The organism is Streptomyces sp. NPDC042346 (assembly GCF_055581845.1).
Genome location: NZ_JBVJEH010000001.1, coordinates 566888 through 588990, shown reverse-complemented (window position 1 = coordinate 588990; position 22103 = coordinate 566888). Strand labels below are relative to the sequence as shown.

At 70.6% G+C, this 22103-nt stretch carries 23 protein-coding genes; 6 read left to right on the top strand and 17 right to left on the bottom strand.

The annotated features are described in order from the left end of the window. Positions 1-157: 157 nt before the first annotated feature. Positions 158-1630 carry an NAD(P)H-hydrate dehydratase gene (locus tag ACZ6K0_RS02935; protein WP_469229432.1) on the bottom strand — a complete coding sequence of 491 codons (1473 nt, stop codon included), beginning with the start codon at positions 1628-1630 and terminating at the stop codon, positions 158-160. 148 nt (positions 1631-1778) lie between these two features. On the opposite strand from ACZ6K0_RS02935, the gene ACZ6K0_RS02930 reads away from it, so the two are divergent. Next, positions 1779-2348, top strand: a complete 570-nt coding sequence (locus ACZ6K0_RS02930; RefSeq protein WP_469229430.1) for a hypothetical protein — start codon at positions 1779-1781, stop codon at positions 2346-2348. Further along, entirely contained in the window at positions 2345-3799 is a 1455-nt protein-coding gene (locus tag ACZ6K0_RS02925) for a hypothetical protein (RefSeq protein ID WP_469229428.1), read from the top strand. Before ACZ6K0_RS02930 ends, ACZ6K0_RS02925 begins: the two co-directional genes overlap by 4 nt. A gap of 105 nt (positions 3800-3904) precedes the next feature. On the opposite strand, the gene ACZ6K0_RS02920 is transcribed toward ACZ6K0_RS02925, so the two are convergent. After that, the gene (locus tag ACZ6K0_RS02920) at positions 3905-4273 is read right to left on the bottom strand and encodes a holo-ACP synthase (RefSeq protein WP_376413010.1); all 369 of its coding nucleotides are present in this window, start codon (positions 4271-4273) and stop codon (positions 3905-3907) included. 7 nt (positions 4274-4280) lie between these two features. Then, complete coding sequence (gene glmS, locus ACZ6K0_RS02915; protein ID WP_469229426.1) at positions 4281-6128, bottom strand: glutamine--fructose-6-phosphate transaminase (isomerizing); 1848 nt, start codon at positions 6126-6128, stop codon at positions 4281-4283. A 211-nt stretch (positions 6129-6339) separates the two neighbouring features. Between glmS and coaA the strand changes: the two genes are divergently transcribed. Then, positions 6340-7509 (top strand): type I pantothenate kinase, encoded by a 1170-nt coding sequence (gene coaA, locus ACZ6K0_RS02910; RefSeq protein WP_469229424.1) that lies wholly within the window; start codon positions 6340-6342, stop codon positions 7507-7509. A gap of 18 nt (positions 7510-7527) precedes the next feature. Continuing rightward, positions 7528-8478, top strand: a complete 951-nt coding sequence (locus ACZ6K0_RS02905; protein WP_376412999.1) for a DUF389 domain-containing protein — start codon at positions 7528-7530, stop codon at positions 8476-8478. A gap of 96 nt (positions 8479-8574) precedes the next feature. Here the strand turns inward: ACZ6K0_RS02905 and glmM are convergent, their stop codons facing one another. From glmM to ACZ6K0_RS02885, 4 genes are all read right to left on the bottom strand, one after another. Continuing rightward, positions 8575-9933: a phosphoglucosamine mutase gene (glmM, locus tag ACZ6K0_RS02900; RefSeq protein ID WP_376412996.1), complete on the bottom strand. Its 1359-nt coding sequence runs from the start codon at positions 9931-9933 to the stop codon at positions 8575-8577. A gap of 143 nt (positions 9934-10076) precedes the next feature. Then, on the bottom strand, positions 10077-10589 hold the full coding sequence (gene rpsI / locus ACZ6K0_RS02895; RefSeq protein ID WP_015035601.1) for a 30S ribosomal protein S9: 513 nt from the start codon (positions 10587-10589) through the stop codon (positions 10077-10079). 44 nt (positions 10590-10633) lie between these two features. After that, positions 10634-11077, bottom strand: coding sequence for a 50S ribosomal protein L13 (gene rplM / locus ACZ6K0_RS02890; protein WP_376412992.1), 444 nt, complete (start codon positions 11075-11077; stop codon positions 10634-10636). Positions 11078-11421: 344 nt separating this feature from the next. Next, positions 11422-13044: an ABC-F family ATP-binding cassette domain-containing protein gene (locus ACZ6K0_RS02885; protein WP_376412989.1), complete on the bottom strand. Its 1623-nt coding sequence runs from the start codon at positions 13042-13044 to the stop codon at positions 11422-11424. Between the two features lie 56 nt (positions 13045-13100). On the opposite strand from ACZ6K0_RS02885, the gene ACZ6K0_RS02880 reads away from it, so the two are divergent. After that, a complete protein-coding gene (locus ACZ6K0_RS02880) occupies positions 13101-14117 on the top strand; it encodes a hypothetical protein (RefSeq protein ID WP_469229420.1) in 1017 nt (338 codons plus the stop codon). On the opposite strand, the gene truA is transcribed toward ACZ6K0_RS02880, so the two are convergent. From truA to secY, 10 genes are all read right to left on the bottom strand, one after another. Further along, positions 14088-14945 (bottom strand): tRNA pseudouridine(38-40) synthase TruA, encoded by an 858-nt coding sequence (gene truA, locus ACZ6K0_RS02875; protein WP_376412983.1) that lies wholly within the window; start codon positions 14943-14945, stop codon positions 14088-14090. The two genes, ACZ6K0_RS02880 and truA, sit on opposite strands and share 30 nt — an antisense overlap. A gap of 93 nt (positions 14946-15038) precedes the next feature. Then, positions 15039-15503: a 50S ribosomal protein L17 gene (gene rplQ, locus ACZ6K0_RS02870; protein ID WP_024755424.1), complete on the bottom strand. Its 465-nt coding sequence runs from the start codon at positions 15501-15503 to the stop codon at positions 15039-15041. A 162-nt stretch (positions 15504-15665) separates the two neighbouring features. Further along, positions 15666-16688: a DNA-directed RNA polymerase subunit alpha gene (locus ACZ6K0_RS02865; protein ID WP_024755423.1), complete on the bottom strand. Its 1023-nt coding sequence runs from the start codon at positions 16686-16688 to the stop codon at positions 15666-15668. A gap of 126 nt (positions 16689-16814) precedes the next feature. After that, on the bottom strand, positions 16815-17219 hold the full coding sequence (rpsK, locus tag ACZ6K0_RS02860) for a 30S ribosomal protein S11 (RefSeq protein WP_006376016.1): 405 nt from the start codon (positions 17217-17219) through the stop codon (positions 16815-16817). 66 nt (positions 17220-17285) lie between these two features. Beyond that, positions 17286-17666, bottom strand: coding sequence for a 30S ribosomal protein S13 (gene rpsM / locus ACZ6K0_RS02855; RefSeq protein WP_024755422.1), 381 nt, complete (start codon positions 17664-17666; stop codon positions 17286-17288). A gap of 205 nt (positions 17667-17871) precedes the next feature. Next, positions 17872-17985 carry a 50S ribosomal protein L36 gene (gene rpmJ, locus ACZ6K0_RS02850; RefSeq protein ID WP_003956441.1) on the bottom strand — a complete coding sequence of 38 codons (114 nt, stop codon included), beginning with the start codon at positions 17983-17985 and terminating at the stop codon, positions 17872-17874. A gap of 63 nt (positions 17986-18048) precedes the next feature. Continuing rightward, positions 18049-18270, bottom strand: a complete 222-nt coding sequence (gene infA / locus ACZ6K0_RS02845) for a translation initiation factor IF-1 (RefSeq protein WP_003956442.1) — start codon at positions 18268-18270, stop codon at positions 18049-18051. 172 nt (positions 18271-18442) lie between these two features. Next, entirely contained in the window at positions 18443-19294 is an 852-nt protein-coding gene (gene map / locus ACZ6K0_RS02840; protein WP_469229407.1) for a type I methionyl aminopeptidase, read from the bottom strand. Between the two features lie 95 nt (positions 19295-19389). Beyond that, positions 19390-20037 carry an adenylate kinase gene (locus ACZ6K0_RS02835; RefSeq protein WP_376412978.1) on the bottom strand — a complete coding sequence of 216 codons (648 nt, stop codon included), beginning with the start codon at positions 20035-20037 and terminating at the stop codon, positions 19390-19392. Further along, positions 20037-21356, bottom strand: a complete 1320-nt coding sequence (secY, locus tag ACZ6K0_RS02830; RefSeq protein WP_376412975.1) for a preprotein translocase subunit SecY — start codon at positions 21354-21356, stop codon at positions 20037-20039. Before secY ends, ACZ6K0_RS02835 begins: the two co-directional genes overlap by 1 nt. A 344-nt stretch (positions 21357-21700) precedes the next feature. Here secY and ACZ6K0_RS02825 point away from each other — a divergent pair, with 344 nt between their 5' ends. Beyond that, on the top strand, positions 21701-22054 hold the full coding sequence (locus ACZ6K0_RS02825; RefSeq protein WP_376412973.1) for a hypothetical protein: 354 nt from the start codon (positions 21701-21703) through the stop codon (positions 22052-22054). The last annotated feature ends 49 nt before the right edge of the window (positions 22055-22103 follow it).

Below are 22103 nucleotides of genomic sequence, written 5' to 3'. Positions count from 1 at the left end.
AAGGGGAACCCGGGGCGCAGCCCCGAAGGGGGGCCCGGGGCGCAGCCCCGAAGGGGAACCCGGGGCGCAGCCCACGGGCCCCCCATCCCCTCGCCCCCACCAGCCCCCGGCAGGGTTTCGGGAAGGGGCGGGGTGGGGGAATCCGGCCCCCCACCCCCTACGCCGTCACGTCCCCCCACGCCCCCCGCAGGGACTCCGCCACCTCGCCGGCCGTCACCGGCCCCGCCGCCACCGCCGGCACCGGCCCCGCCGAGCCCCGCGCGGCAGACGCCCGCCGCGCCGCCAACCCGTGCAGATACGCCGCGGCCGACGCCGCGTCCACCACCGAAAGACCCGCCGCCAGCAGCGACCCCGCCAGCCCGGACAGGACGTCGCCGCTCCCCGCCGTCGCCAGCCACGGCGTCCCCGTCGGGTTCACCCGTACCGGCCCGCCCTCCGGCCCGCACACCAGCGTCGTCGACCCCTTGAGCAGCACCGTCGCCCCGAAGCGCCCCGCCAGCTCCCGTACCGCCGCGAGTCGTCCCGCCTCCACCTCCTCCCGGGCCACGCCCAGCAGCGCCGCCGCCTCCCCCGCGTGCGGGGTGAGCAGAGTCGGCGCCGGGCGGGCCCGTACGACCGCCGGGTCCAGCCCCCGCAGGCCGTCCGCGTCGACGAGCACCGGCACGTCGGAGGCGAGGACCTCGGCGACCGCGACGCCGGGCCCGGGCCCCTCGCCGAGCCCGGGTCCGACGACCCAGGCCTGTACCCGCCCGGCCATCTCCGGCCGCCCGGAGTGCACCAGCGTCTCCGGGTGCCGCGCGAGCACCGCGTCCCCCGCGGGCCCGACGTACCGGACGGCCCCGGCCCCGCCCCGCAGCGCCCCCGCCACCGCGAGGACCGCCGCGCCGGGGTAGCGGGGGGAGCCGGCGACGACGCCGAGGACCCCGCGCCGGTACTTGTCGCTCTCGGCGCCCGGCACGGGCAGCAGCCGTGCGACGTCCTCGTGCTGGAGGGCCTCCATCTCCGGCACTCCGGGGAGGAAGGGCCCGAGGCCGATGTCGACGAGCCGCAGCGCCCCCGCGTACTCCCGCGCCGGGTCGACGAGCAGCCCCGGCTTGTACGTCCCGAAGGTCACCGTCGCGTCGGCCCGCAGCGCCTCCCCGGCCACCTCGCCCGTGTCGGCGTCGACGCCGCTCGGCAGGTCGACGGCGACGACGACCGCGTCGGAGCCGCGCGCGGCCCGGGCGACGGGGACGGCGTCGGCCCGGAGCCCGCCCCGCCCGCCGATGCCGGTGATGCCGTCGAGGACGAGGTCGGCGACGGCCAGCGCCTCGAAGGGGTCGTCGGTGATCCGCCCGCCGGCGCCCCGGAGCGCCGCGAGCCCGCCCTCGTGGGCCCGGTCCCCGAGGAGTACGGCGGTGACGCCGGCCCCGCGCCGGGCGAGCCGGGCCCCGGCGTACAGCGCGTCGCCGCCGTTGTCGCCGCTGCCGACGAGCAGCACGACCCTCGCCCCGTACACCCGCGGCAGCAGGCCGCGGCAGGCGGCGGCGAGTCCGGCGGCGGCCCGCTGCATGAGGGCGCCTTCCGGGAGGCGGGCCATGAGTGCGGCCTCGGCGGCCCGGACGGTCTCCACGCGGTGAGCGGTACGCATGTCCAGCAGTCTGCCGCAGTCCTCGGGCCTCCGCCCGGAGCGCCGAGGGGCCCAAGCGCCCGCCCGAAAGCGAGGGTTGACGCCCCCTCATCGATCAACTTAGGTTTGCCTTACCTAACTAGCCATCGCCTGGAAAGGCCGCTCCGCCATGCGCACCAGCACCCGCACCCTCGCCCGCACCGCCCTCACCCTCGCCTCCGCCGCCGCCCTCACCGTCGGCCTCGCCTCCGCCGCCTCCGCGGCCACCGCCGGCCGCACCGTCACCGACGGCACCCGCAGCTACAACCTCTCCCTGACCGCCCCGAACACCGCCTCCGCCGCCGGCGCGAACGTCACCGTCACCGGCTCCGGCTACAACCCCGACCAGGGCGTCTACGTGGGGCTCTGCGCGATACCCGCGGGGGTGAACACCTCCGACCCGGCCACCTGGAACAGCAAGCCCACCCCCTGCCTCGGCGGCCAGGACGAGACCGGCACCACCGGCGCCTCCCACTGGGTGAACAGCGACTGGTACTGGATGTCCCCGTCCAACTCCTCCCCGTTCACCGAGTCCGGCGGCCTCGGCTCCTTCTCCGTCCAGATCCACGTCAAGGCCAGGCTCTCCGACGCCGTCACCTGTGGCCAGGGGGGCGTGACCTGCGCGATCGTCACCCGCGCGGACCACTTCGACAGCTCCGACCGGAAGTACGACGTCTACGTGCCGGTGACCTTCCAGTGAGAACCGCCCTCCTGACGGCCGCCGCCGTGCTCGTCCTCGCGAGCACGGCGGCAACGCCGCCGCCACCCCTCCCCGAGAACCTCCACGAGACCCTCCGCACCCTCACCCCGCCCTCCGGCAGCGCCCTCGACGCCGAGGTCGACCCGGCCGCCGACCGCCTCTACGTCAGCAGCAGCGACGGCACGGCCCACCGCCTCACGGCCTACGACACCTCCACCGGCGCGCCCGTCGGCGACCCCGTCGAACTCCCGGCCCCGGCCACGGTGATGGCCCTCGGCGCCGCCGGCACCCTCTACCTCGGCCTGTCGACCCGTATCGCCGTCTACGACACCGCGGGCCGCACCCTCACCGACCACCGCATCACCCTCGACGGCAGCGTCACCCACCTCGCCGCCGACCCGGGGCAGGGACGGCTGTACGTCGGCAACCAGGCCGCCAAATCGGTGACGGTGTACGACACGGCCACCGGCACGCCCGTCGGCGACCCCGTCGTCCTCCCCTTCCACCCGGCCGGACTCGCCGTCGACACCACCCACCACACGGGGTACGCGACCTACGTCGGCGGCGCCGTCGAGAACGGCTCCGTCGTCTACCGCAACGTCCTCAACGCCGTCGACGGCGCCACCGGCCGCCTCACGGGCACCGTCAGCCTCGGCACGACCGCCCTCGGCAGCATGGGCGTCACGGTCGACCCGGTGGGCCGCACGGGATACGTGGCCAACCTCGCCGCCGGTACGGTCTCGGTCGTCGACCTGGAGGAGCGGAAGGTCACCGGCACGGTCGCCGTCGACGGCAACCCGAAGGCCCTCGCGTACGACCCGGGGACCGCGATCCTGTACGCGGCACGGACCGGCGCCTCGTCCGTGGCGGTCGTCGACCCGGCGAAGGGTGAGGTGACGGAGACGATCCCGACGGGCGAACGGCCCTCGGCGCTCGCCCTGGACACGGAGGAGCACACGCTCTACACGGTGGCGGGCGGAGCGGTCACCCAGACGGTACGGAAGACACCCCCGGAGCCGACCCCGGAACCGACGCCCCCGGAGCCCACGACCCCAGAACCGACGCCGACGGACCCGACGGGACCGACCCCGAAACCGACCCCGACGGACCCGACACCGACCGCGACCACCCCCGAGCCCACGCCCACGCCCTCGGACTCCACAGCGCCGACGCCGACGGCGACAGCGACGCCAACCACACCCCCACCGCCGCCCACTCCCCCGTCCACACCCACGGGCACCACCGACGTCATGACCGCCACCGCCTCCACCACCCCCATAGCCCCCACCGCCCCCACGGGCGGCGACAACGGAAGTCTCGCCACCACCGGCAGCCGCGTCCTCCCCGTCACCCTCGCGGCGACGAGCCTCGCCGCCCTGGGCGCCGCGGCCCTCGTCCTGGCCCACCGACGCCGCCGTACGACGGCGACCGAACAGGACGACCCCCCCTGAGACGCGCGCGGCACACACAACCCGCCGCCGGCCCTGGCAGCCGCGCGCAGACGACCGGGGCCCGACCGCCGAAGCAGCGGTCGGGCCCCGGTCCTCGCACCGGACTCACCCCTCGGCGATCACCACGGCCGAGGCCACCCCCGCGTCGTGGCTCAGCGAGACGTGCCAGTGCTTCACGCCCAGCTCCGCCGCCCGCGCCGCCACCGTCCCCCGCACCCGGAGCCGCGGCTGCCCGGTCCCCTCGACGTACACCTCGGCGTCCGTCCAGTGCAGCCCGCCCGGCGCGCCGAGCGCCTTCGCCAGCGCCTCCTTCGCGGCGAACCGCACCGCGAGCGAGGCCGGCCCGCGCCGTTCGCCGCTCGGGAGCAGCAGCTCGCGTTCGACGAAGAGGCGCTGGAGCAGCCCCGGTGTGCGCTCGATCGACGCGGCGAACCGGTCGATCTCCGCCACGTCGATCCCCACCCCAATGATCATTTCCCACTCACTCCACGGTCACGGACTTGGCCAGGTTGCGCGGCTGGTCGACCTCGTTGCCCCGCGCGGTGGCGAGCTCGCAGGCGAAGACCTGGAGCGGCACCGTGGAGACCAGCGGCTGGAGCAGCGTAGGCGTCGCCGGGATCCGGATGAGGTGGTCGGCGTACGGGACGACGGCCTCGTCACCCTCCTCGGCGATCACGATGGTCCGCGCACCGCGGGCCCGGATCTCCTGGATGTTGGAGACGATCTTGTCGTGGAGGACGGAGCGGCCCTTGGGCGAGGGCACCACGACGACGACCGGCAGGTCCTCCTCGATGAGCGCGATCGGGCCGTGCTTGAGCTCTCCGGCGGCGAAGCCCTCGGCGTGCATGTACGCGAGCTCCTTGAGCTTCAGCGCGCCCTCCAGGGCCACCGGGTAGCCGACGTGCCGGCCGAGGAAGAGGACGGTGTTCTTGTGGGCGAGGGAGCGGGCGAGGGCCCGGACCGGCTCCATCGTCTCCAGGACCCGCTCGACCTCGTCGCCGATGCGGGCGAGCTCACGCACCACGGCGTGGATCTCGTCGCCCCACTTGGTGCCGCGCACCTGCCCGAGGTAGAGCGCGAGCAGGTAGCAGGCGACGAGCTGCGTCAGGAACGCCTTGGTCGAGGCGACGGCGACCTCGGGCCCGGCGTGGGTGTAGAGCACGGCGTCGGACTCACGCGGAATCGTCGAACCGTTCGTGTTGCAGACGGCGAGGACCTTGGCGCCCTGCTCGCGGGCGTGCCGGAGCGCCATGAGGGTGTCCATGGTCTCGCCGGACTGGGAGATCGCGATGACCAGGGTCTTCTGGCCGAGGATCGGGTCCCGGTAGCGGAACTCGCTGGCGAGCTCGACCTCGCAGGGGATGCGGGTCCAGTGCTCGATGGCGTACTTGGCGATGAGGCCGGCGTGGAAGGCGGTGCCACAGGCGATGATGACGACCTTGTCGGCCTCGCGGAGCACGGCGTCGGGGATGCGTACCTCGTCGAGGGTGAGCCGGCCGGCCCCGTCGATCCGCCCGAGGAGGGTGTCGGAGACGGCCTTGGGCTGCTCGGCGATCTCCTTGAGCATGAAGTAGTCGTAGCCGCCCTTCTCGGCGGCGGAGGCGTCCCAGTCGACGTGGTAGGCCCGTACGTCGGCGGGCACCCCGTCGAAGTCGGTGACGGTGACGCCGTCCCGGGTGAGCTCGACGACCTGGTCCTGGCCGAGTTCGATCGCCGAGCGGGTGTGGGCGATGAAGGCGGACACGTCGGAGGCGAGGAAGTTCTCGCCCTCGCCGACGCCGACGACGAGCGGGGAGTTCCGGCGGGCGCCGACGACCACGTCGGGCTGGTCGGCGTGGACGGCGACGAGGGTGAAGGCCCCGTCGAGGCGGCGGCAGACGAGCCGCATGGCCTCGGCCAGGTCCCCTGCGGAGGAGAACTCCTCGGCGAGGAGGTGGGCGACGACCTCGGTGTCGGTCTCGGAGAGCAGGTCGTGGCCGCGCTCGGTCAGCTCTTCGCGGAGGGCGGCGAAGTTCTCGATGATGCCGTTGTGGACGACGGCGACGCGCCCGGCGTTGTCCAGGTGCGGGTGCGCGTTGAGGTCGGTCGGCCCGCCGTGGGTGGCCCACCGGGTGTGCCCGATGCCCACGGAGCCGCCGGCCAGCGGCCGGTCCACGAGCTCCTTCTCCAGGTTGACGAGCTTGCCCGCCTTCTTGGCCGCGGCGAGTCCCCCGTCGGAGAGCACCGCGACACCGGCCGAGTCGTAGCCCCGGTATTCGAGCCGCTTGAGGCCCGCGACCACCACATCAAGCGCCGACTGCCCGCCGGCGTATCCCACGATTCCGCACATGTCGGAAGCGTAGGACGGAAGGCGGCCGGAAGGCCGGAGTCTGCGGAGTTCGGCGGCAGCGCGTCGGCAGCCGGCCGGACCCTGCCCCGCGTGAGATCCGGGGCACGCGGCACCCCGGCATGATCGCCCCGGGGCCGCGGCCGGACGGAGGCTTTTGTCGCGTGACCGACCCCACGGCCCACGGACGCCGCCGACCCACGACAATGGCAGCGTGATCACTTCGCCGCCACGAAGCTCCAACGGAGAAGGTCCCCGCGACGGCGCCGGGACCGGAGGCCCCGGCAACGGGACCGGCAGCCCCGGGAACGGGACCAGCACCGGAAGCCCGGGAAACAGCACCGCAAGCCCCGGGAACGGCTCCGGCACCCCCCGGAGCGGCACCGCAAGCCCCGGGAACGGCACCGGCACCCCCCGGAGCGGCACCGGCCACCGCCGGCCCTCCGAGGCGACCCCGTACGTCGACCTCACCCGCGCCGAGTGGAGCGACCTCCGCGACAAGACGCCGCTGCCCCTCACCGCCGACGAGGTCGAGCGGCTCCGCGGCCTCGGGGACGTCATCGACCTCGACGAGGTCCGGGACGTCTACCTCCCGCTCTCCCGGCTGCTCAACCTCTACGTGCAGGCCACCAGCGGCCTGCGCGGCGCCCTCAACACCTTCCTGGGCGAGAGCGCGGAGCAGCGCGGCACCCCGTTCGTCATAGGGGTCGCCGGTTCGGTCGCCGTCGGCAAGTCGACGGTCTCCCGACTGCTCCAGGCCCTCCTCGCCCGCTGGCCGGAGCACCCGCGCGTGGAGCTGGTGACCACGGACGCCTTCCTCTATCCGATGGAGGAGCTGAAGGCGCGCGGCCTCATGGCCCGCAAGGGCTTCCCCGAGTCGTACGACCGCCGGGCGCTGACCCGGTTCGTCGCGGACATCAAGGCGGGCAAGGAGGAGGTCACGGCCCCGGTCTACTCGCACCTGATCTACGACCGCGTGCCCGGCGAGCGGCTCGTCGTCCGCCGCCCCGACATCCTCATCGTGGAGGGGCTGAACGTCCTCCAGCCGGCCCTGCCCGGCCTGGACGGCCGCACCCGCGTCGGTCTCGCCGACTACTTCGACTTCTCGGTGTACGTGGACGCGCGGCCGGAGGACATCGAGCGCTGGTACCTCAACCGCTTCCGCAAGCTGCGCGACACCGCGTTCCAGAACCCGTCCTCGTACTTCCAGCGGTACACGCAGGTCTCCGAGGACGAGGCGCTCGACTACGCCCGCACGATGTGGCGGACCATCAACAAGGTCAACCTGCTGGAGAACGTGGCCCCGACCCGCGGCCGCGCCACCCTCGTCGTCCGCAAGGGCCCCGACCACAAGGTGCAGCGGCTGAGCCTCCGGAAGCTCTGACCTCCGTAAGCTCACGGCATGCTGCATCTCCGGTTGATCGTCCCGTCCGACCGCACCCGGGCCGCCGTCGAAATGATCGAGTCGACGGTCGGCACCGCGCATCTGGTGGTGCTGCCGGGCGCGGCCCGGGACCCGGTCGGTGACGTCGTCCTGTGCGACGTGGCCCGCGAGGCCGGCCATGAACTCCTCAACGGCCTGCGCGAGCTGAGGATCGATCAGGACGGTTCGATCGCGGTCGAGGACATCGACCTCTCCCTCTCCACGCGCGCCGACGCGGCCGAGAAGGAGGCACCCGGCGAGCCCGCGGACGCGGTGATCTGGGAGCAGCTGACGGGGGCGACCCACGAGGAGTCGACGCTCTCGATCACGTACAGCGCGTTCATGATCCTGGCGACCATGATCGCGGCCTGCGGTGTCGTCCTGGACAACTCGATCCTGATCGTGGGCGCCATGGCCGTCGGCCCGGAGTTCGGCCCGCTCGCCGGGATCTGTACGGCGGTGGTGCAGCGGGCCCCGAAGCTCGCCGTCCGTTCGCTGATCGCGCTGCTCGTCGGCTTCGCGGTGGCGATCGCGGCCACCACGGTCTTCAGCCTGGGGATGGACGCGCTCGACCTGTTCAGCAAGGAGCAGCTGGACGCGGGCCGCCCGCAGACCAGCTTCATCTGGAAGCCGGACCCGTTCTCCTTCGTCGTGGCGCTGCTCGCGGGCGTGGCCGGCATGCTCTCGCTCACGTCCTCCAAGTCGGGCGCCCTGGTGGGCGTGGCGATCTCGGTGACGACCGTCCCGGCGGGCGCGAACGCGGCGGTGGCGCTCAGCTACGGCGAGGTGGGCCAGATGTGGGGCTCGGTCGAGCAGCTGCTGCTCAACCTCTCCGGCATCGTGCTGGCCGGAGTGCTGACGCTGTACGGGCAGAAGCTGCTGTGGCGCACCCAGCGCGGCCGCTGGCGGCGCAAGCCGAAGACCGCCTGAGGGCCTGGGGCGTCCGGAACGACAAGGAGGCCCCGTCGCGCCCGGACTCCGGGTGCGACGGGGCCTCCCCCGCTGCATGACGGTGCTTCAGAAAGCCTAGCCCAGCGCGGACTTCACGACGTCCGCCAGGCGCTGCGCGACCGCGCGGGCCTGCTCGATGTCGGCGGCCTCGACCATGACGCGGACCAGCGGCTCGGTGCCGGAGGGGCGCAGCAGGACACGGCCGGTGGCGCCGAGCTCCGTCTCGGCGGCGGTGACCGCGGCGGCGAGGTCGCCGGAGGTCTTCACACGGGACTTGTCGACGTCCGGGACGTTGATGAGGATCTGCGGGAGGCGCTCCATCACGCCGGCGAGCTCCGCGAGGGACTTGCCGGTGGCGGCGATCCGGGCGGCGAGCATCAGGCCGGTGAGGGTGCCGTCGCCGGTGGTGGCGTGGTCGAGCACGATGACGTGCCCGGACTGCTCGCCGCCGAGCGCGTAGCCGTTCTCCTTCATGGACTCCAGGACGTAGCGGTCGCCGACCGCGGTCTGGACGAGGTTCAGGCCCTCGCGCTCCATGGCGAGCTTGAAGCCCAGGTTGGACATGACGGTCGCGACGACGGTGTCGCCGCGCAGCGTCCCGGCCTCGCGCATGGCGAGGGAGAGCACGGCGAGGATCTGGTCGCCGTCGACCTCGTTGCCCGCGGCGTCCACGGCGAGGCAGCGGTCGGCGTCGCCGTCGTGCGCGATGCCGAGGTCGGCGCCGTGCTCGACGACGGCGGCGCGGAGCAGACCCAGGTGGGTGGAGCCGCAGCCGTCGTTGATGTTGAGGCCGTCCGGCTCGGCGCCGATGGTGACGACCTGGGCGCCGGCCCGGGTGAACGCCTCGGGCGAGACGTGGGAGGCGGCGCCGTGGGCCTCGTCGAGGACGACCTTGAGGCCGTCGAGACGGTTGGGGAGGACGGTGAGGAGGTGGGAGACGTACGTCTCGAAGCCCTCGTCGTAGTCGCGGACCCGGCCGACGCCGGCACCGGTCGGACGCGCCCAGGGAGCGCCGGTGCGGTGCTCCTCGTAGACGGACTCGATGCGGTCCTCGAGGTCGTCGGCGAGCTTGTGGCCGCCGCGGGCGAAGAACTTGATGCCGTTGTCGGGCATCGCGTTGTGGCTGGCGGAGAGCATCACGCCGAGGTCGGCGCCGAGGACGCCGGTGAGGTGGGCCACGGCGGGGGTGGGGAGGACGCCGACGCGCAGCACGTCGACACCGGCGCTGGCGAGACCCGCCACGACGGCCGCTTCCAGGAACTCTCCCGACGCGCGCGGGTCCCGTCCGACCACGGCGGTCGGCCGGTGGCCCTCGAAGGTGCCCGCTTCGGCCAGTACGTGTGCCGCCGCGACCGAGAGACCGAGCGCCAGCTCCGCCGTCAGGTCCGCGTTGGCGACGCCGCGCACGCCGTCCGTGCCGAAGAGTCGTCCCACAGCTGTCCTCCGAAAATACGTGCCCAAGCCGATGAAAGATGAACGTCAAGGTGGAAAAGGTGGAAATGGTTATGAAAAAACGTACGCCCCGACGGCACGGGCAGTGCCGCCGGGGCGTACGAAAACAGTCCGAGCAGGCGTGATTAACGCTTGCTGTACTGCGGGGCCTTACGGGCCTTCTTGAGACCGGCCTTCTTGCGCTCGACCGCACGGTCGTCGCGGGAGAGGAAGCCGGCCTTCTTCAGCGCCGGGCGGTTGTTCTCGACGTCCGCCTCGTTCAGCGCACGGGCCACACCGAGGCGCAGGGCGCCGGCCTGGCCGGAGACACCGCCACCCGCGATGCGGGCGATGACGTCGTAGCGGTTGTCGAGCTCGAGCACCTTGAAGGGCTCGTTGACTTCCTGCTGGTGCACCTTGTTGGGGAAGTAGTCCTCAAGGGTGCGACCGTTGATCTTCCACTTGCCGGTGCCCGGAACGATCCGGACGCGGGCAATGGCGTTCTTGCGACGGCCCAGGCCGGCGGCCGGCTGCGGGTCGCCGAAGCGGGACGCGAGCGACTCGGAGGTGTACTCACCCTCGACGAGCTCGGTCTCGGTGGTGTACTCCTCAACGCCCTCGAACTCGTCGACGGGGGTCTCGGGGGTGGTCTCGGCCACGATGCTCCTCAGATTTCTTTCGTTCTTAGGGGGTGTGGCCGGAACTACTGCGCGACCTGGGTGATCTCGAACGCAACCGGCTGCTGCGCAGCGTGCGGGTGGTTCGGGCCCGCGTAGACCTTCAGCTTCGAGAGCATCTGACGGCCCAGGGTGTTCTTGGGGATCATGCCCTTGATGGCCTTCTCGACGGCCTTCTCGGGGTTCTTCTCCAGCAGCTCGTCGTAACGGACGGAGCGGAGACCACCCGGGAAGCCGGAGTGGCGGTACGCCAGCTTCTGGGTCTTCTTGTTGCCGGACAGGTGGACCTTGTCAGCGTTGATGATGATGACGAAGTCGCCCATGTCCATGTGCGGGGCGTAGATCGGCTTGTGCTTGCCTCGGAGGAGGTTCGCAGCCGTGGTCGCCAGACGGCCCAGGACGATGTCCTGCGCGTCAATGATGTGCCACTGGCGAGTGACATCGCCGGGCTTGGGGCTGTACGTACGCACTTCGTAGCCTTCGCTTCTTCAGTGGATGGAGTCCAGACACACCTGAAGCGATCATGCAGCTGGGGCCTGCACTGCCGGGACGCTGCCCGTATGCGAGCCACTGGTAACTGCTCCAGGGAACCTGCGTAAGGGCCCGTCGTGTGAGAACGACAAATCCCATACGCATAACAAACCGCAACAGTACCCGCGCCACCCCGGACGGGTCAAAACGCCGCGAGACACCAGGACCACTCCTCTACGCCGCCCTCGCACGGGGAGGCCCCAGGGGGCCTCCCCGGCTTCGCCCGGCTGCGCCGGACTCCGTCCGTCGACGCGTGCCCCAGGCGCCCGCCGACCGACCCGGGTCACCGCGCCCGCTCGACCCGTCGCTCGTCCCAGACCGGCTCCGTCGTCTCCCGTACGACTCCGTCGGACCCGAACACCAGGAACCGGTCGAAGCTCTTCGCGAACCAGCGGTCGTGGGTGACCGCAAGGACCGTCCCGTCGTACGACTCCAGGCCGTCCTGGAGCGCCTCGGCCGACTCCAGGTCCAGGTTGTCCGTCGGCTCGTCGAGGAGCAGCGCCGTCGTGCCCGCCAGCTCCATCAGCAGGATCTGGAACCGCGCCTGCTGCCCGCCGGACAGCTTGTCGAACGACTGGTCGCCCTGCCGCTCCAGCTCGTACCGCCGCAGCATCGACATCGCGCCGCCCCGGTCCTTGGCGTGCTCCGTCCACAGGATGTCGACGAGCGGCCGCCCGGCCAGCTCCGGGTGCGCGTGGGTCTGCGCGAAGTGCCCGGGCACGACCCGCGCGCCCAGCTTCCAGTCGCCCGTGTGGGCGACCGTGGGGTCCCCCGCGAGCAGCCGCAGGAAGTGCGACTTCCCGGAGCCGTTCGACCCGAGGACGCCGACCCGCTCCCCGTAGAAGATCTCCAGCGAGAACGGCTTCATGAGACCGGTCAGCTCGAGGTTCTCCACGGTCACGGCCCGCACCCCGGTGCGCCCGCCGCGCAGCCGCATCTTGATGTCCTGCTCGCGCGGCGGCTCCGGCGGCGGACCCGCCTCCTCGAACTTCCGCAGCCGGGTCTGCGCCGCCGCGTACCGCGAGGCCATGTCGTGGGAGACCGACGCCGCCTGCCGCAGGTTGACGACCAGCTTCTTCAGCTGGGCGTGCTTCTCCTCCCAGCGCCGCTTCAGCTCCTCGAAGCGCGCGAACCGCTCGCGCCGCGCCTCGTGGAAGGTGTCGAAGCCGCCGCCGTGCACCCACACGTCCGAGCCGGCCGGGCCGGGCTCGACCGCGACGATCTTCTGGGCTCCCCGGGAGAGCAGCTCCCGGTCGTGGGAGATGAAGAGCACGGTCTTGCGGGTCTCCCGCAGCCGCTCCTCCAGCCACCGCTTGCCGGGCACGTCGAGGTAGTTGTCCGGCTCGTCGAGGAGCAGCACCTCGTCGGGGCCGCGCAGCAGCGATTCCAGGACCAGGCGCTTCTGCTCACCGCCGGAGAGCGTCCGCACCTCCCGGAACTGCGCCTTCTCGTACGGCATGCCGAGCGCCGCCATGGTGCAGATGTCCCAGGCCGTCTCGGCCTCGTACCCCTGCACCTCGGCCCAGTCGCTGAGGGCCTGCGCGTACTTCATCTGCGCGGCCTCGTCGTCGACCGTCATGATCAGGTGCTCGGCCTCGTCGACCGCCTTCGCGGCCTCCCGGATCCGCGGCTGCGCCACCGAGACCAGCAGGTCACGGACGGTGGACGCGTCCCGTACAGAGCCGATGAACTGCGGCATGACGCCCAGGCCGCCGCTGACGGTGACCGAGCCTCCGTGCGGCTGGAGCTCCCCGGAGATCAGCCGGAGCAGTGTGGTCTTGCCGGCGCCGTTGGCTCCGACGAGGGCGACGACGGCGCCCTCCCCGACGCGGAAGGAGACGTCCCCGAGCAGGACCCGCCCGTCCGGAAGGTAGTACTCAAGATGTGCGGCCTCGACATGTCCCATGGGGTGCATTGTCACCGCACGCGTCCCCTTCGCCCAACCGGATTAGGATGCGCGGCATGAGCTTTGGGGGACCGCAGTGGCCGCAGGAGCCGCAGCAGCAGGGGCAGGGACAGCCGGGCCACGGACCGCAGCCGGGGTACGGGCAGCAGGCCGGCCACGGAGGGCAGCAGCCGGGGTACGGGCAGCAGCCCGGCTACGGCGGGCAGCAGCCGTTCGGCGGGCAGCCGGGCCAGGGGCAGCAGCAGCCGGACCCCTTCCCGGGGGCGCAGGGCGGCGGGCCGACGCCCGACTGGGGTGCCCTCGCCGACGCCTCGGCGAGCCGTGGCCGCCGCAAGCGCTGGCTGCTGATCGGCGGCGGGGCGCTGGCGACCCTCGCCGTGGGCGCGATCGTCGCCACGGCCGTCGTGTCCACGAACAAGACGAACGACGAGTCGAAGAACGGCGGGGTCGTCACCCCCACGGTCTCCGCCACCGGCTCCCCCACGCCCGAGCCGACGTTCTCCTCGGTGGCGCCGCCGCCCCCGCCGAACCCGAAGGACTACATCTCGGACCCGAAGAAGGACAAGGCGCCGCTCACCGCGGACGGCCTGTTCCCGGGCAAGAAGATGAGCATGAACGGCCGCCCGTACAAGAAGGGCGCGACCTCCGCCACCACGAACTGCGCGTCCGTCACGCAGGGCGGTCTCGGTGCCGTCCTCAAGAAGAACGGCTGCCAGAAGCTCCTGCGCGCCACCTACGTGAAGGACGGCGTGGCGATCACCGTCGGCGTGGCCGTCTTCCCGTCCGAGGCGGCGGCGCTGAAGGCGAAGGGCCAGGCCACCGGCGGCATCTCGCCGCTCGCGGGCGCGGGTGTGCGTGAGTTCTGTCACGACACGGTCTGCCTGCGCCGCGCGAACTCGGCCGGCCGCTACGCCTACTTCACGCAGGCGGGCTTCACCAACGGCAAGAAGGTCACCAAGGCCGACAAGCCGGTCTTCCAGGCCAGCGACGACCTCGGCACCTTCGCGTTCAACCAGATCTACGCCCGCGGTCGCGCGCAGGCCTCAGCAGCAGCCAACGCTCCCGGGGAGTGACCGCTTGTTGCGGGCCTCCTTGCTGCGCGCGGCGAGGAGCGCGTCCTCCGGGTAGCCGACCTCTTCGAGGGTGAGGCCGTGCGGCCGTACGACGTGGACGGCCGAGTCCCGCACGCCGGCGGCGAGCACCTTGCCGGGCCAGTCGACCGGCCGGTGTCCGTCGCCGACGAAGAGCATGGCGCCGACGAGCGAGCGGACCATGTTGTGGCAGAAGGCGTCCGCCTTCACGGTCGCTTCGAGGATGCCGTCGGCCCGCCGCTCCCACCGCAGCACCTGGAGGGTGCGGATGGTCGTGGCCCCTTCGCGCTTCTTGCAGTACGCGGCGAAGTCGTGCTCGCCGACGAGCGCGGTCGCGGCCTCGTTCATGGCGTCCATGTCGAGGGCCCAGTCGTGCCACAGGACGTGCCCGCGCAGGAGCGGGTCGACGCCCCCGGGGTTGTCGGTGACGCGGTAGGCGTAGCGGCGCCAGATCGCCGAGAACCGGGCGTTGAAGCCGGCGGGAGCCTCTTCCACCTTCCACACCCGTACGTCGTGGGAGAGCCGCCCCGCGAGCCGCCTGAGCAGCTTGTCCCGGTGCTCCTCCCAGAGCTCGACGGGCAGGTCGACGTGGGCGACCTGACCGCGCGCGTGGACCCCGGAGTCGGTCCGGCCGGCGACGGTCAGCTCGTACGTCTCCGTGGACCGCGTCACGGTCCGCAGCGCGGCCTCGATGTCGCCCTGCACGGTGCGCCGGCCCTGGGGCTGCTTGGCCCAGCCGGAGAACTCCTTGCCGTCGTACGACAGGTCAAGGCGTACCCGTACGAACCCGTCCTGCACGTCATCGCTCACGCGGAACCATCCTCTCGAACCATCAAACACACGGGAACGGGCCCGCACCCCCAGGGGGGTACGGGCCCGCACACGAGAAACTCGTCGGAACGCTTACGCGTCCTTCGACTCCTCGGCCGGAGCCTCGGCGGCCGCGTCGGCCTCCTTGACGGCGCGCACGGTGGCGGCCTCGGCCTCGGCGACGGTCGCCTTCTTGGCGATCTCGCCCTCGACCAGCTCGATCACGGCCATCGGGGCGTTGTCGCCACGACGGTTGCCGATCTTGGTGATACGGGTGTAACCACCCGGACGCTCCGAGTAACGCGGGGCGATCTCGGTGAAGAGGGTGTGGACGATGCCCTTGTCGGTGATCGTCTGCAGCACCAGGCGACGGTTGTGGATGTCGCCCTTCTTCGCCTTGCTGATCAGGCGCTCGGCGACGGGACGCAGGCGACGGGCCTTGGCCTCGGTCGTCGTGATGCGGCCGTGCTCGAAGAGGGACTTCGCCAGGTTGGCGAGCAGCAGACGCTCGTGAGCGGCGGAACCGCCGAGGCGGGCACCCTTCGCGGGACGCGGCATGGTGTTTCTCCTTGGTGTCTGCCCCGGCCGTATCAGGTACCGAGGTCAGTATCCGAGCGGGCGGTCACCCGTCGGAGACCCCGCGCCCCCTAAAGGGGCGCGGGGAACTGCGCGACCAGCCGAAACCGGCCGGCAGAGGTCAATCGATCCTCAGGAAGAGAATCAGTACTGCTCGGTCTCGACGAAACCGGCATCCGCGTCGTCGTCGGCGCCGAAGGCGTCAGCGGCGGCGGTCGGGTCGAATCCGGGCGGCGAGTCCTTCAGCGCGAGGCCCATACCGGCCAGCTTCGCCTTGACCTCGTCGATCGACTTCGCACCGAAGTTGCGGATGTCGAGCAGGTCGGCCTCGGAGCGCGCCACGAGCTCACCCACGGAGTGGATGCCCTCGCGCTTGAGGCAGTTGTACGAACGAACGGTGAGCTCGAGCTCCTCGATCGGCAGCGCCAGGTCGGCGGCGAGGGCGGCGTCCGTGGGGGACGGGCCCATGTCGATGCCCTCGGCGTCGATGTTGAGCTCGCGCGCCAGACCGAACAGCTCGACCAGGGTCTTGCCGGCGGACGCCATGGCGTCACGCGGGCGCATGGCCTGCTTGGTCTCGACGTCGACGATCAGCTTGTCGAAGTCGGTGCGCTGCTCGACACGGGTCGCCTCGACCTTGTACGTGACCTTGAGCACCGGCGAGTAGATGGAGTCGACCGGAATACGGCCGATCTCCTGGCCCGCCTGCTTGTTCTGGACGGCGGAGACGTAGCCGCGACCGCGCTCGACGGTCAGCTCCATCTCCAGCTTGCCCTTGCCGTTGAGCGTGGCGAGGACGAGGTCGGGGTTGTGCACCTCGACACCGGCCGGGGGCGCGATGTCGGCGGCGGTGACCAGACCCGGGCCCTGCTTGCGCAGGTACATCACGACCGGCTCGTCGTGCTCCGAGGAGACGACCAGCTGCTTGATGTTCAGGATGAGGTCGGTGACGTCCTCCTTGACGCCCGGCACGGTGGTGAACTCGTGCAGGACACCGTCGATGCGGATGCTGGTGACAGCGGCACCCGGGATCGAGGAGAGGAGGGTACGGCGGAGGGAGTTGCCGAGGGTGTAGCCGAAGCCCGGCTCCAGCGGCTCGATCACGAACCGGGAGCGGAACTCGTCGACGACCTCTTCGGTCAGCGACGGACGCTGAGCGATCAGCATGTCGTTATGTCCTTCTGTCGTGGACGCCCACTATTTGACGCCCGACGGGATGTAGCACCTACAAGGGTACGGGCGGCACGGTCCGAAGAGCCGTACCGCCCGAAGCCTGGGTCAAGCAGCCGTGCGTCAGACGCGGCGGCGCTTGGGGGGACGGCAGCCGTTGTGCGGCGTGGGGGTGACGTCCTGGATCGAACCGACCTCGAGGCCCGTGGCCTGGAGGGAGCGGATCGCGGTCTCGCGGCCGGAGCCCGGACCCTTGACGAAGACGTCGACCTTGCGCATGCCGTGCTCCTGCGCGCGGCGAGCGGCCGACTCAGCGGCCATCTGCGCGGCGAACGGGGTGGACTTGCGCGAGCCCTTGAAGCCGACGTGGCCGGCGGAGGCCCAGGAGATCACGTTGCCCGCGGGGTCCGTGATCGAGACGATGGTGTTGTTGAACGTGCTCTTGATGTGGGCGTGCCCGTGAGCGACGTTCTTCTTTTCCTTGCGGCGCACCTTCTTGGCAGCGCCCTGACGACCCTTGGGGGGCATCTATAACTCCTACGGGAGGTGGTCGGTCCTACAGCGAAGACCGCTTGGTCAAGCGTCCGCTGAGGACTACTTCTTGCCCGGCTTCTTCTTGCCGGCGATGGCGCGACGCGGGCCCTTGCGGGTACGAGCGTTCGTGCTGGTGCGCTGACCGCGAACGGGCAGGCCACGACGGTGGCGCAGGCCCTGGTAGCAGCCGATCTCGACCTTGCGGCGGATGTCGGCGGCGATCTCGCGGCGGAGGTCACCCTCGGTCTGGAGGTTGGCGTCCACGTACTCACGGATCTTGACGAGGTCTTCCTCGGCAAGGTCACGGACACGGGTGGACTCGTTCACGCCGGTCGCGGCGAGAATCTCCTCGGACCGGGTACGCCCGATGCCGAAGACGTAGGTGAGTGCGACCACCACACGCTTTTCGCGCGGGATGTCAACACCGGAAACGCGTGCCATTCAATGGCTCCTGTGTTCTCGGGGGTCTGCTGCAGAACCGCTCCCGACCGCCGACCCTTCGAAGTCTCGAAGAGTGGTACGTCCGGGTCCCCGGCCCCCGCCGGAGGTGCCGTCAACCGTGGAACACGGCCCGACGGGCTCTGCGTATGTACGTACTGCTATGCGTCGCGCGAAGAACTGCGAAATGCAGGTCGGTCGGCGTGCGTCAGCCCTGGCGCTGCTTGTGGCGCAGGTTGTCGCAGATGACCATGACCCGACCGTGACGGCGGATCACCTTGCACTTGTCGCAGATCTTCTTGACGCTCGGCTTGACCTTCATGGGATGTGAGGTTCTCCGGGTCAGTGCCACCACCCGCGCCGTGAAGCGGGGTGCGGGCAAGATCTACTTGTACCGGTAGACGATCCGGCCACGCGTCAGGTCGTACGGAGAGAGCTCCACGACGACCCGGTCGTCCGGAAGGATTCGGATGTAGTGCATCCGCATCTTGCCGGAGATGTGCGCGAGGACCTTGTGACCGTTCTGGAGTTCCACCTTGAACATGGCGTTCGGGAGGGACTCGATCACGGTGCCCTCGATTTCGATGGCACCTTGCTTCTTGGCCACGCTTCGCCTTTCGAATCGGCTACCTTGATCGACTCTCGCCGCCGTATGCGGACACACGGGTACACGAGAGCCGACGCATCAGTCTACGTCAGGCCCCTGGAAAAGACGAATCCGGGAAGTTTGCCCACAGTAGAAGATCATTACGCAAGCGGGTACGTGAGAGGATCCGGCGCTACGCCAGCGGGTCCGGCGCCGCCGTCACACCCAGCTCCGCCAGCTTCGCCTTGCCGCCGTCGACCGCGGTCAGGACCAGGGGGCCCTCCTCGGTGAGGGCGATCGAGTGCTCCCAGTGGGAGGACCAGGTGCCGTCGGTCGTGACGACCGTCCAGTCGTCCTTGAGGACCTCGGTGTGCGGGGTGCCCAGGGAGACCATCGGCTCGATCGCCAGGCAGAGACCGGGGACCAGCTTCGGGCCCTTGCCGCGCTTGCGGGAGACGTAGTTCAGCAGGTGCGGGTCCATGTGCATCTCGGTGCCGATGCCGTGGCCGCCGTAGTCCTCGACGATCCCGTACCGACCGAGGCTGTGCTCGCCGACCGACGGGCGGGGCTGCCGCTTGATGTACGTCTCGATGGCCTTCGAGACGTCGACGAGCCGGTTGCCGAGCTTCATCGCCGCGATGCCCGCCCACATCGACTCCTCCGTCACCCGCGAGAGCTCGACGAGCTCGGGCGCGTGGCCGGTGCCCACGAAGGCCGTGAAGGCCGCGTCACCGTGCCAGCCGTCCACGATCGCGCCGGCGTCGATGGAGATGATGTCGCCGTCCTTGAGGACGGTCTTCTCGTCGGGGATGCCGTGGACGACGACCTCGTTCACCGAGGTGCAGATCGTCGCGGGGAAGCCGCCGTACCCGAGGAAGTTCGACTTCGCCCCGTGGTCGGCGATGACCTTCCGCGAGACCTCGTCCAGGTCCCGGGTCGTGGCACCCGGCACGGCCGCCTCGCGGGTCGCCGCGTGGATGGCGGCGACGACCAGTCCCGCCTCGCGCATCTTCGCGATCTGCTCGGGGGTCTTGATCTGCACCATCGTCGGGGGCCCTTCCTTGCGTGTACACGGGACAGAACAACGATACGGCCGCGGCGCCCCTCAAGGGCACCGCGGCCGTATCGGACGAACCGGGGTTACTTCTTCAGCGCGGCCATGGCCTTCGCCGTGACCTCGTCCACCTTGCCGAGCGCGGAGATCGTCGACACCAGGCTCTGCGACCGGTAGTAGTCGATGATCGGCTCGGTCTCCGTGTGGTAGACCTCCAGGCGCCGGCGGACGGTCTCCTCGGAGTCGTCGTCGCGCTGGTAGAGCTCGCCGCCGCAGGCGTCGCAGACGCCTGCGGTCTTCGGCGCGTTGTACGTCACGTGGAAGACGTGCGCACTGTCGTTGCGGCAGATGCGGCGACCCGCGATCCGCTTCACGACCTCGTCCTCGGGGACCTCCAGGTCCAGGACCGCGTCCAGCTGGACGTGCCCGGCCTTGAGGATCGCGTCCAGAGCCTCGGCCTGGGCCACGTTGCGCGGGAACCCGTCGAGCAGGAAGCCGTTGACGGCGTCCGGCTGCTCCATGCGGTCCTTGGCCATCCCGATCGTCACGGAGTCCGGCACGAGCTGGCCGGCCTTCATGTACGACTGAGCCTCGAGCCCGAGCGCCGTGCCCTGCGAGATGTTGGCACGGAACAGGTCACCCGTTGAGATGTGCGGGATGTCCAGGTTCTTGGCAAGGTACGCGGCCTGCGTGCCCTTGCCCGCACCGGGCGGTCCGACGAGGACGATTCGCATCAGCGGAGGAACCCTTCGTAATTGCGCTGCTGGAGCTGGCTCTCGATCTGCTTCACGGTCTCCAGCCCCACACCCACGATGATGAGGATGCTCGTCCCACCGAAGGGGAAGTTGGCATTGGCGCCACCGAAGCCTGCCAACGCCATCGTCGGCACAAGAGCGATCAGACCCAAGTACAGCGAGCCCGGCCAAGTGATCCGGTTGAGCACGTAGCTCAGATACTCAGCAGTAGGTCGACCAGCCCGGATACCCGGGATGAAGCCACCATACTTCTTCATGTTGTCGGCTACTTCCTCGGGGTTGAACGAGATCGCCACGTAGAAGAAGGCGAAGAACACGATCAGGAGGAAGTACGTCGCGATGTAGTAGGGGTGGTCACCCTTGACGAAGTGGGCTTCGATCCAGGTCTTCCACCCTGCGGTGGAGTTCGAGAACTGGGCGATCAAGGCCGGGATGTAGAGCAGCGACGACGCGAAGATGACAGGAATCACACCTGCCTGGTTCACCTTCAACGGGATGTAAGTGGACGTACCGCCGTAGGAACGCCGACCGATCATCCGCTTCGCGTACTGCACGGGGATGCGCCGCTGAGCCTGCTCGACGAAGACCACGAGGGCCACCATCGCGAAGCCCACGAGGATCACGGTGCCGAACTCGATCCAGCCGTCGGCCAGGTCGCCTTCGACCTTGATCTTCCACAGGGCGCCCGGGAAGCCGGCGGCGATCGAGATGAACATCAGGATCGACATGCCGTTGCCGATGCCACGGTCGGTGACGAGCTCACCGAGCCACATGACGACGGCGGTGCCCGCGGTCATCGTGAGGACCATCGTGGCGATCGTGAAGATCGACTGGTTGGGCACGACCTGGTCGGCGACCACACAGCCGCTGAAGAGCGCGCCGCTCTTCGCGGTGGCCACGAGACCGGTGCCCTGGAGGATGGCGAGGGCGATCGTCAGGTACCGCGTGTACTGCGTGATCTTGGCGGTACCGGACTGACCCTCCTTCTTGAGGGCCTCCAGGCGCGGGATCACGACGGTCAGCAGCTGCAGGATGATGCTCGCCGTGATGTACGGCATGATGCCGAGCGCGAAGATGGTGATCTGCAGCAGCGCCCCGCCACTGAACATGTTGACCAGGCCGAACAGGCTGTTGTTGCCCTCGCTGGCCTGCTTGACACACTGCTGAACAGCCTCGTAGCTGACGCCGGGCACCGGGATGTGCGCGCCGAGGCGGTACAGCACGATGATGGCGAGCGTGAAGAGCAGTTTCTTGCGCAGGTCGGGCGTCTTGAACGCCCGGGCGAACGCGGTGAGCACGGTGCCTCCTGCGACCCCCGCGTTACGCGCGTGAGGGTGACGGTTTGAATGCGAGCAAGAACAGAACACGGCAGCCGCACGCCAGAAGCGCAGACTGCCGGGGAAGCTAACAGCCGCTACCATACCCGCCACCACTGCCAGCGGGAAACGTCTCCGAGGCACGTCAACTGCGCATCGGCCGCGGGCGGCCGTCCCGGTCGCGGCCATCCGACGTTCGTCGGGTGCGCATCCCGACCAAGAGACGTGATGACAGGGCATGCCGTCCTCAGAGACTGCTTCGTGCGGTTCCGGATCCGACTGGCCGGAATCACTCATCGCAACGACCACTTCTGGGGGAACCACCTGTGCAGAAGTCGCTCCCCGTCGCGGGTGCCGCGGGTGCCGCGCTCCTGCTCGGGGCCGTGAAGCGCACCTCGACGGCCCTCGCGGGCTGTGCCGCGGTGACGGCCACGGTCGTGGCCGTCTCCCGGATCCAGTTCACGGAGACGGCACCGTCGAACGCCGACCAGTCCGTCATGTCGCACCGAAAGGTGGAGACGTTCGCCGAGCACCGGGGTGACGCGGATCGACGGACGAGTGGCGGAGGAACGCCTCCGGCGTGCCGACCGGCCCGAGCCCGTCACCGCGCGGAAGGGCAGGTCGAGAGCCGGCTCCAGGCCTGTCTCAAGGCCCGGGGACTCACCTCGGCCGCGGCCTGACACCGCCCCGCCGGACACGACAAAAAGCCTGGCCGGCCCCCCGAGGGGG

What these genes read in the sequence shown, in the direction of transcription:
- ACZ6K0_RS02935 (WP_469229432.1), bottom strand. Translation starts at nt 1,630, where the DNA reads ATGCGTACCGCTCACCGCGTGGAGACCGTCCGGGCCGCCGAGGCCGCA.
- ACZ6K0_RS02930 (WP_469229430.1), top strand. Translation starts at nt 1,779, where the DNA reads ATGCGCACCAGCACCCGCACCCTCGCCCGCACCGCCCTCACCCTCGCC.
- ACZ6K0_RS02920 (WP_376413010.1), bottom strand. Translation starts at nt 4,273, where the DNA reads ATGATCATTGGGGTGGGGATCGACGTGGCGGAGATCGACCGGTTCGCC.
- glmS (WP_469229426.1), bottom strand. Translation starts at nt 6,128, where the DNA reads ATGTGCGGAATCGTGGGATACGCCGGCGGGCAGTCGGCGCTTGATGTG.
- ACZ6K0_RS02905 (WP_376412999.1), top strand. Translation starts at nt 7,528, where the DNA reads ATGCTGCATCTCCGGTTGATCGTCCCGTCCGACCGCACCCGGGCCGCC.
- ACZ6K0_RS02885 (WP_376412989.1), bottom strand. Translation starts at nt 13,044, where the DNA reads ATGGGACATGTCGAGGCCGCACATCTTGAGTACTACCTTCCGGACGGG.
- ACZ6K0_RS02880 (WP_469229420.1), top strand. Translation starts at nt 13,101, where the DNA reads ATGAGCTTTGGGGGACCGCAGTGGCCGCAGGAGCCGCAGCAGCAGGGG.
- rplQ (WP_024755424.1), bottom strand. Translation starts at nt 15,503, where the DNA reads ATGCCGCGTCCCGCGAAGGGTGCCCGCCTCGGCGGTTCCGCCGCTCAC.
- ACZ6K0_RS02865 (WP_024755423.1), bottom strand. Translation starts at nt 16,688, where the DNA reads ATGCTGATCGCTCAGCGTCCGTCGCTGACCGAAGAGGTCGTCGACGAG.
- rpsK (WP_006376016.1), bottom strand. Translation starts at nt 17,219, where the DNA reads ATGCCCCCCAAGGGTCGTCAGGGCGCTGCCAAGAAGGTGCGCCGCAAG.
- rpsM (WP_024755422.1), bottom strand. Translation starts at nt 17,666, where the DNA reads ATGGCACGCGTTTCCGGTGTTGACATCCCGCGCGAAAAGCGTGTGGTG.
- rpmJ (WP_003956441.1), bottom strand. Translation starts at nt 17,985, where the DNA reads ATGAAGGTCAAGCCGAGCGTCAAGAAGATCTGCGACAAGTGCAAGGTG.
- map (WP_469229407.1), bottom strand. Translation starts at nt 19,294, where the DNA reads ATGGTGCAGATCAAGACCCCCGAGCAGATCGCGAAGATGCGCGAGGCG.
- ACZ6K0_RS02835 (WP_376412978.1), bottom strand. Translation starts at nt 20,037, where the DNA reads ATGCGAATCGTCCTCGTCGGACCGCCCGGTGCGGGCAAGGGCACGCAG.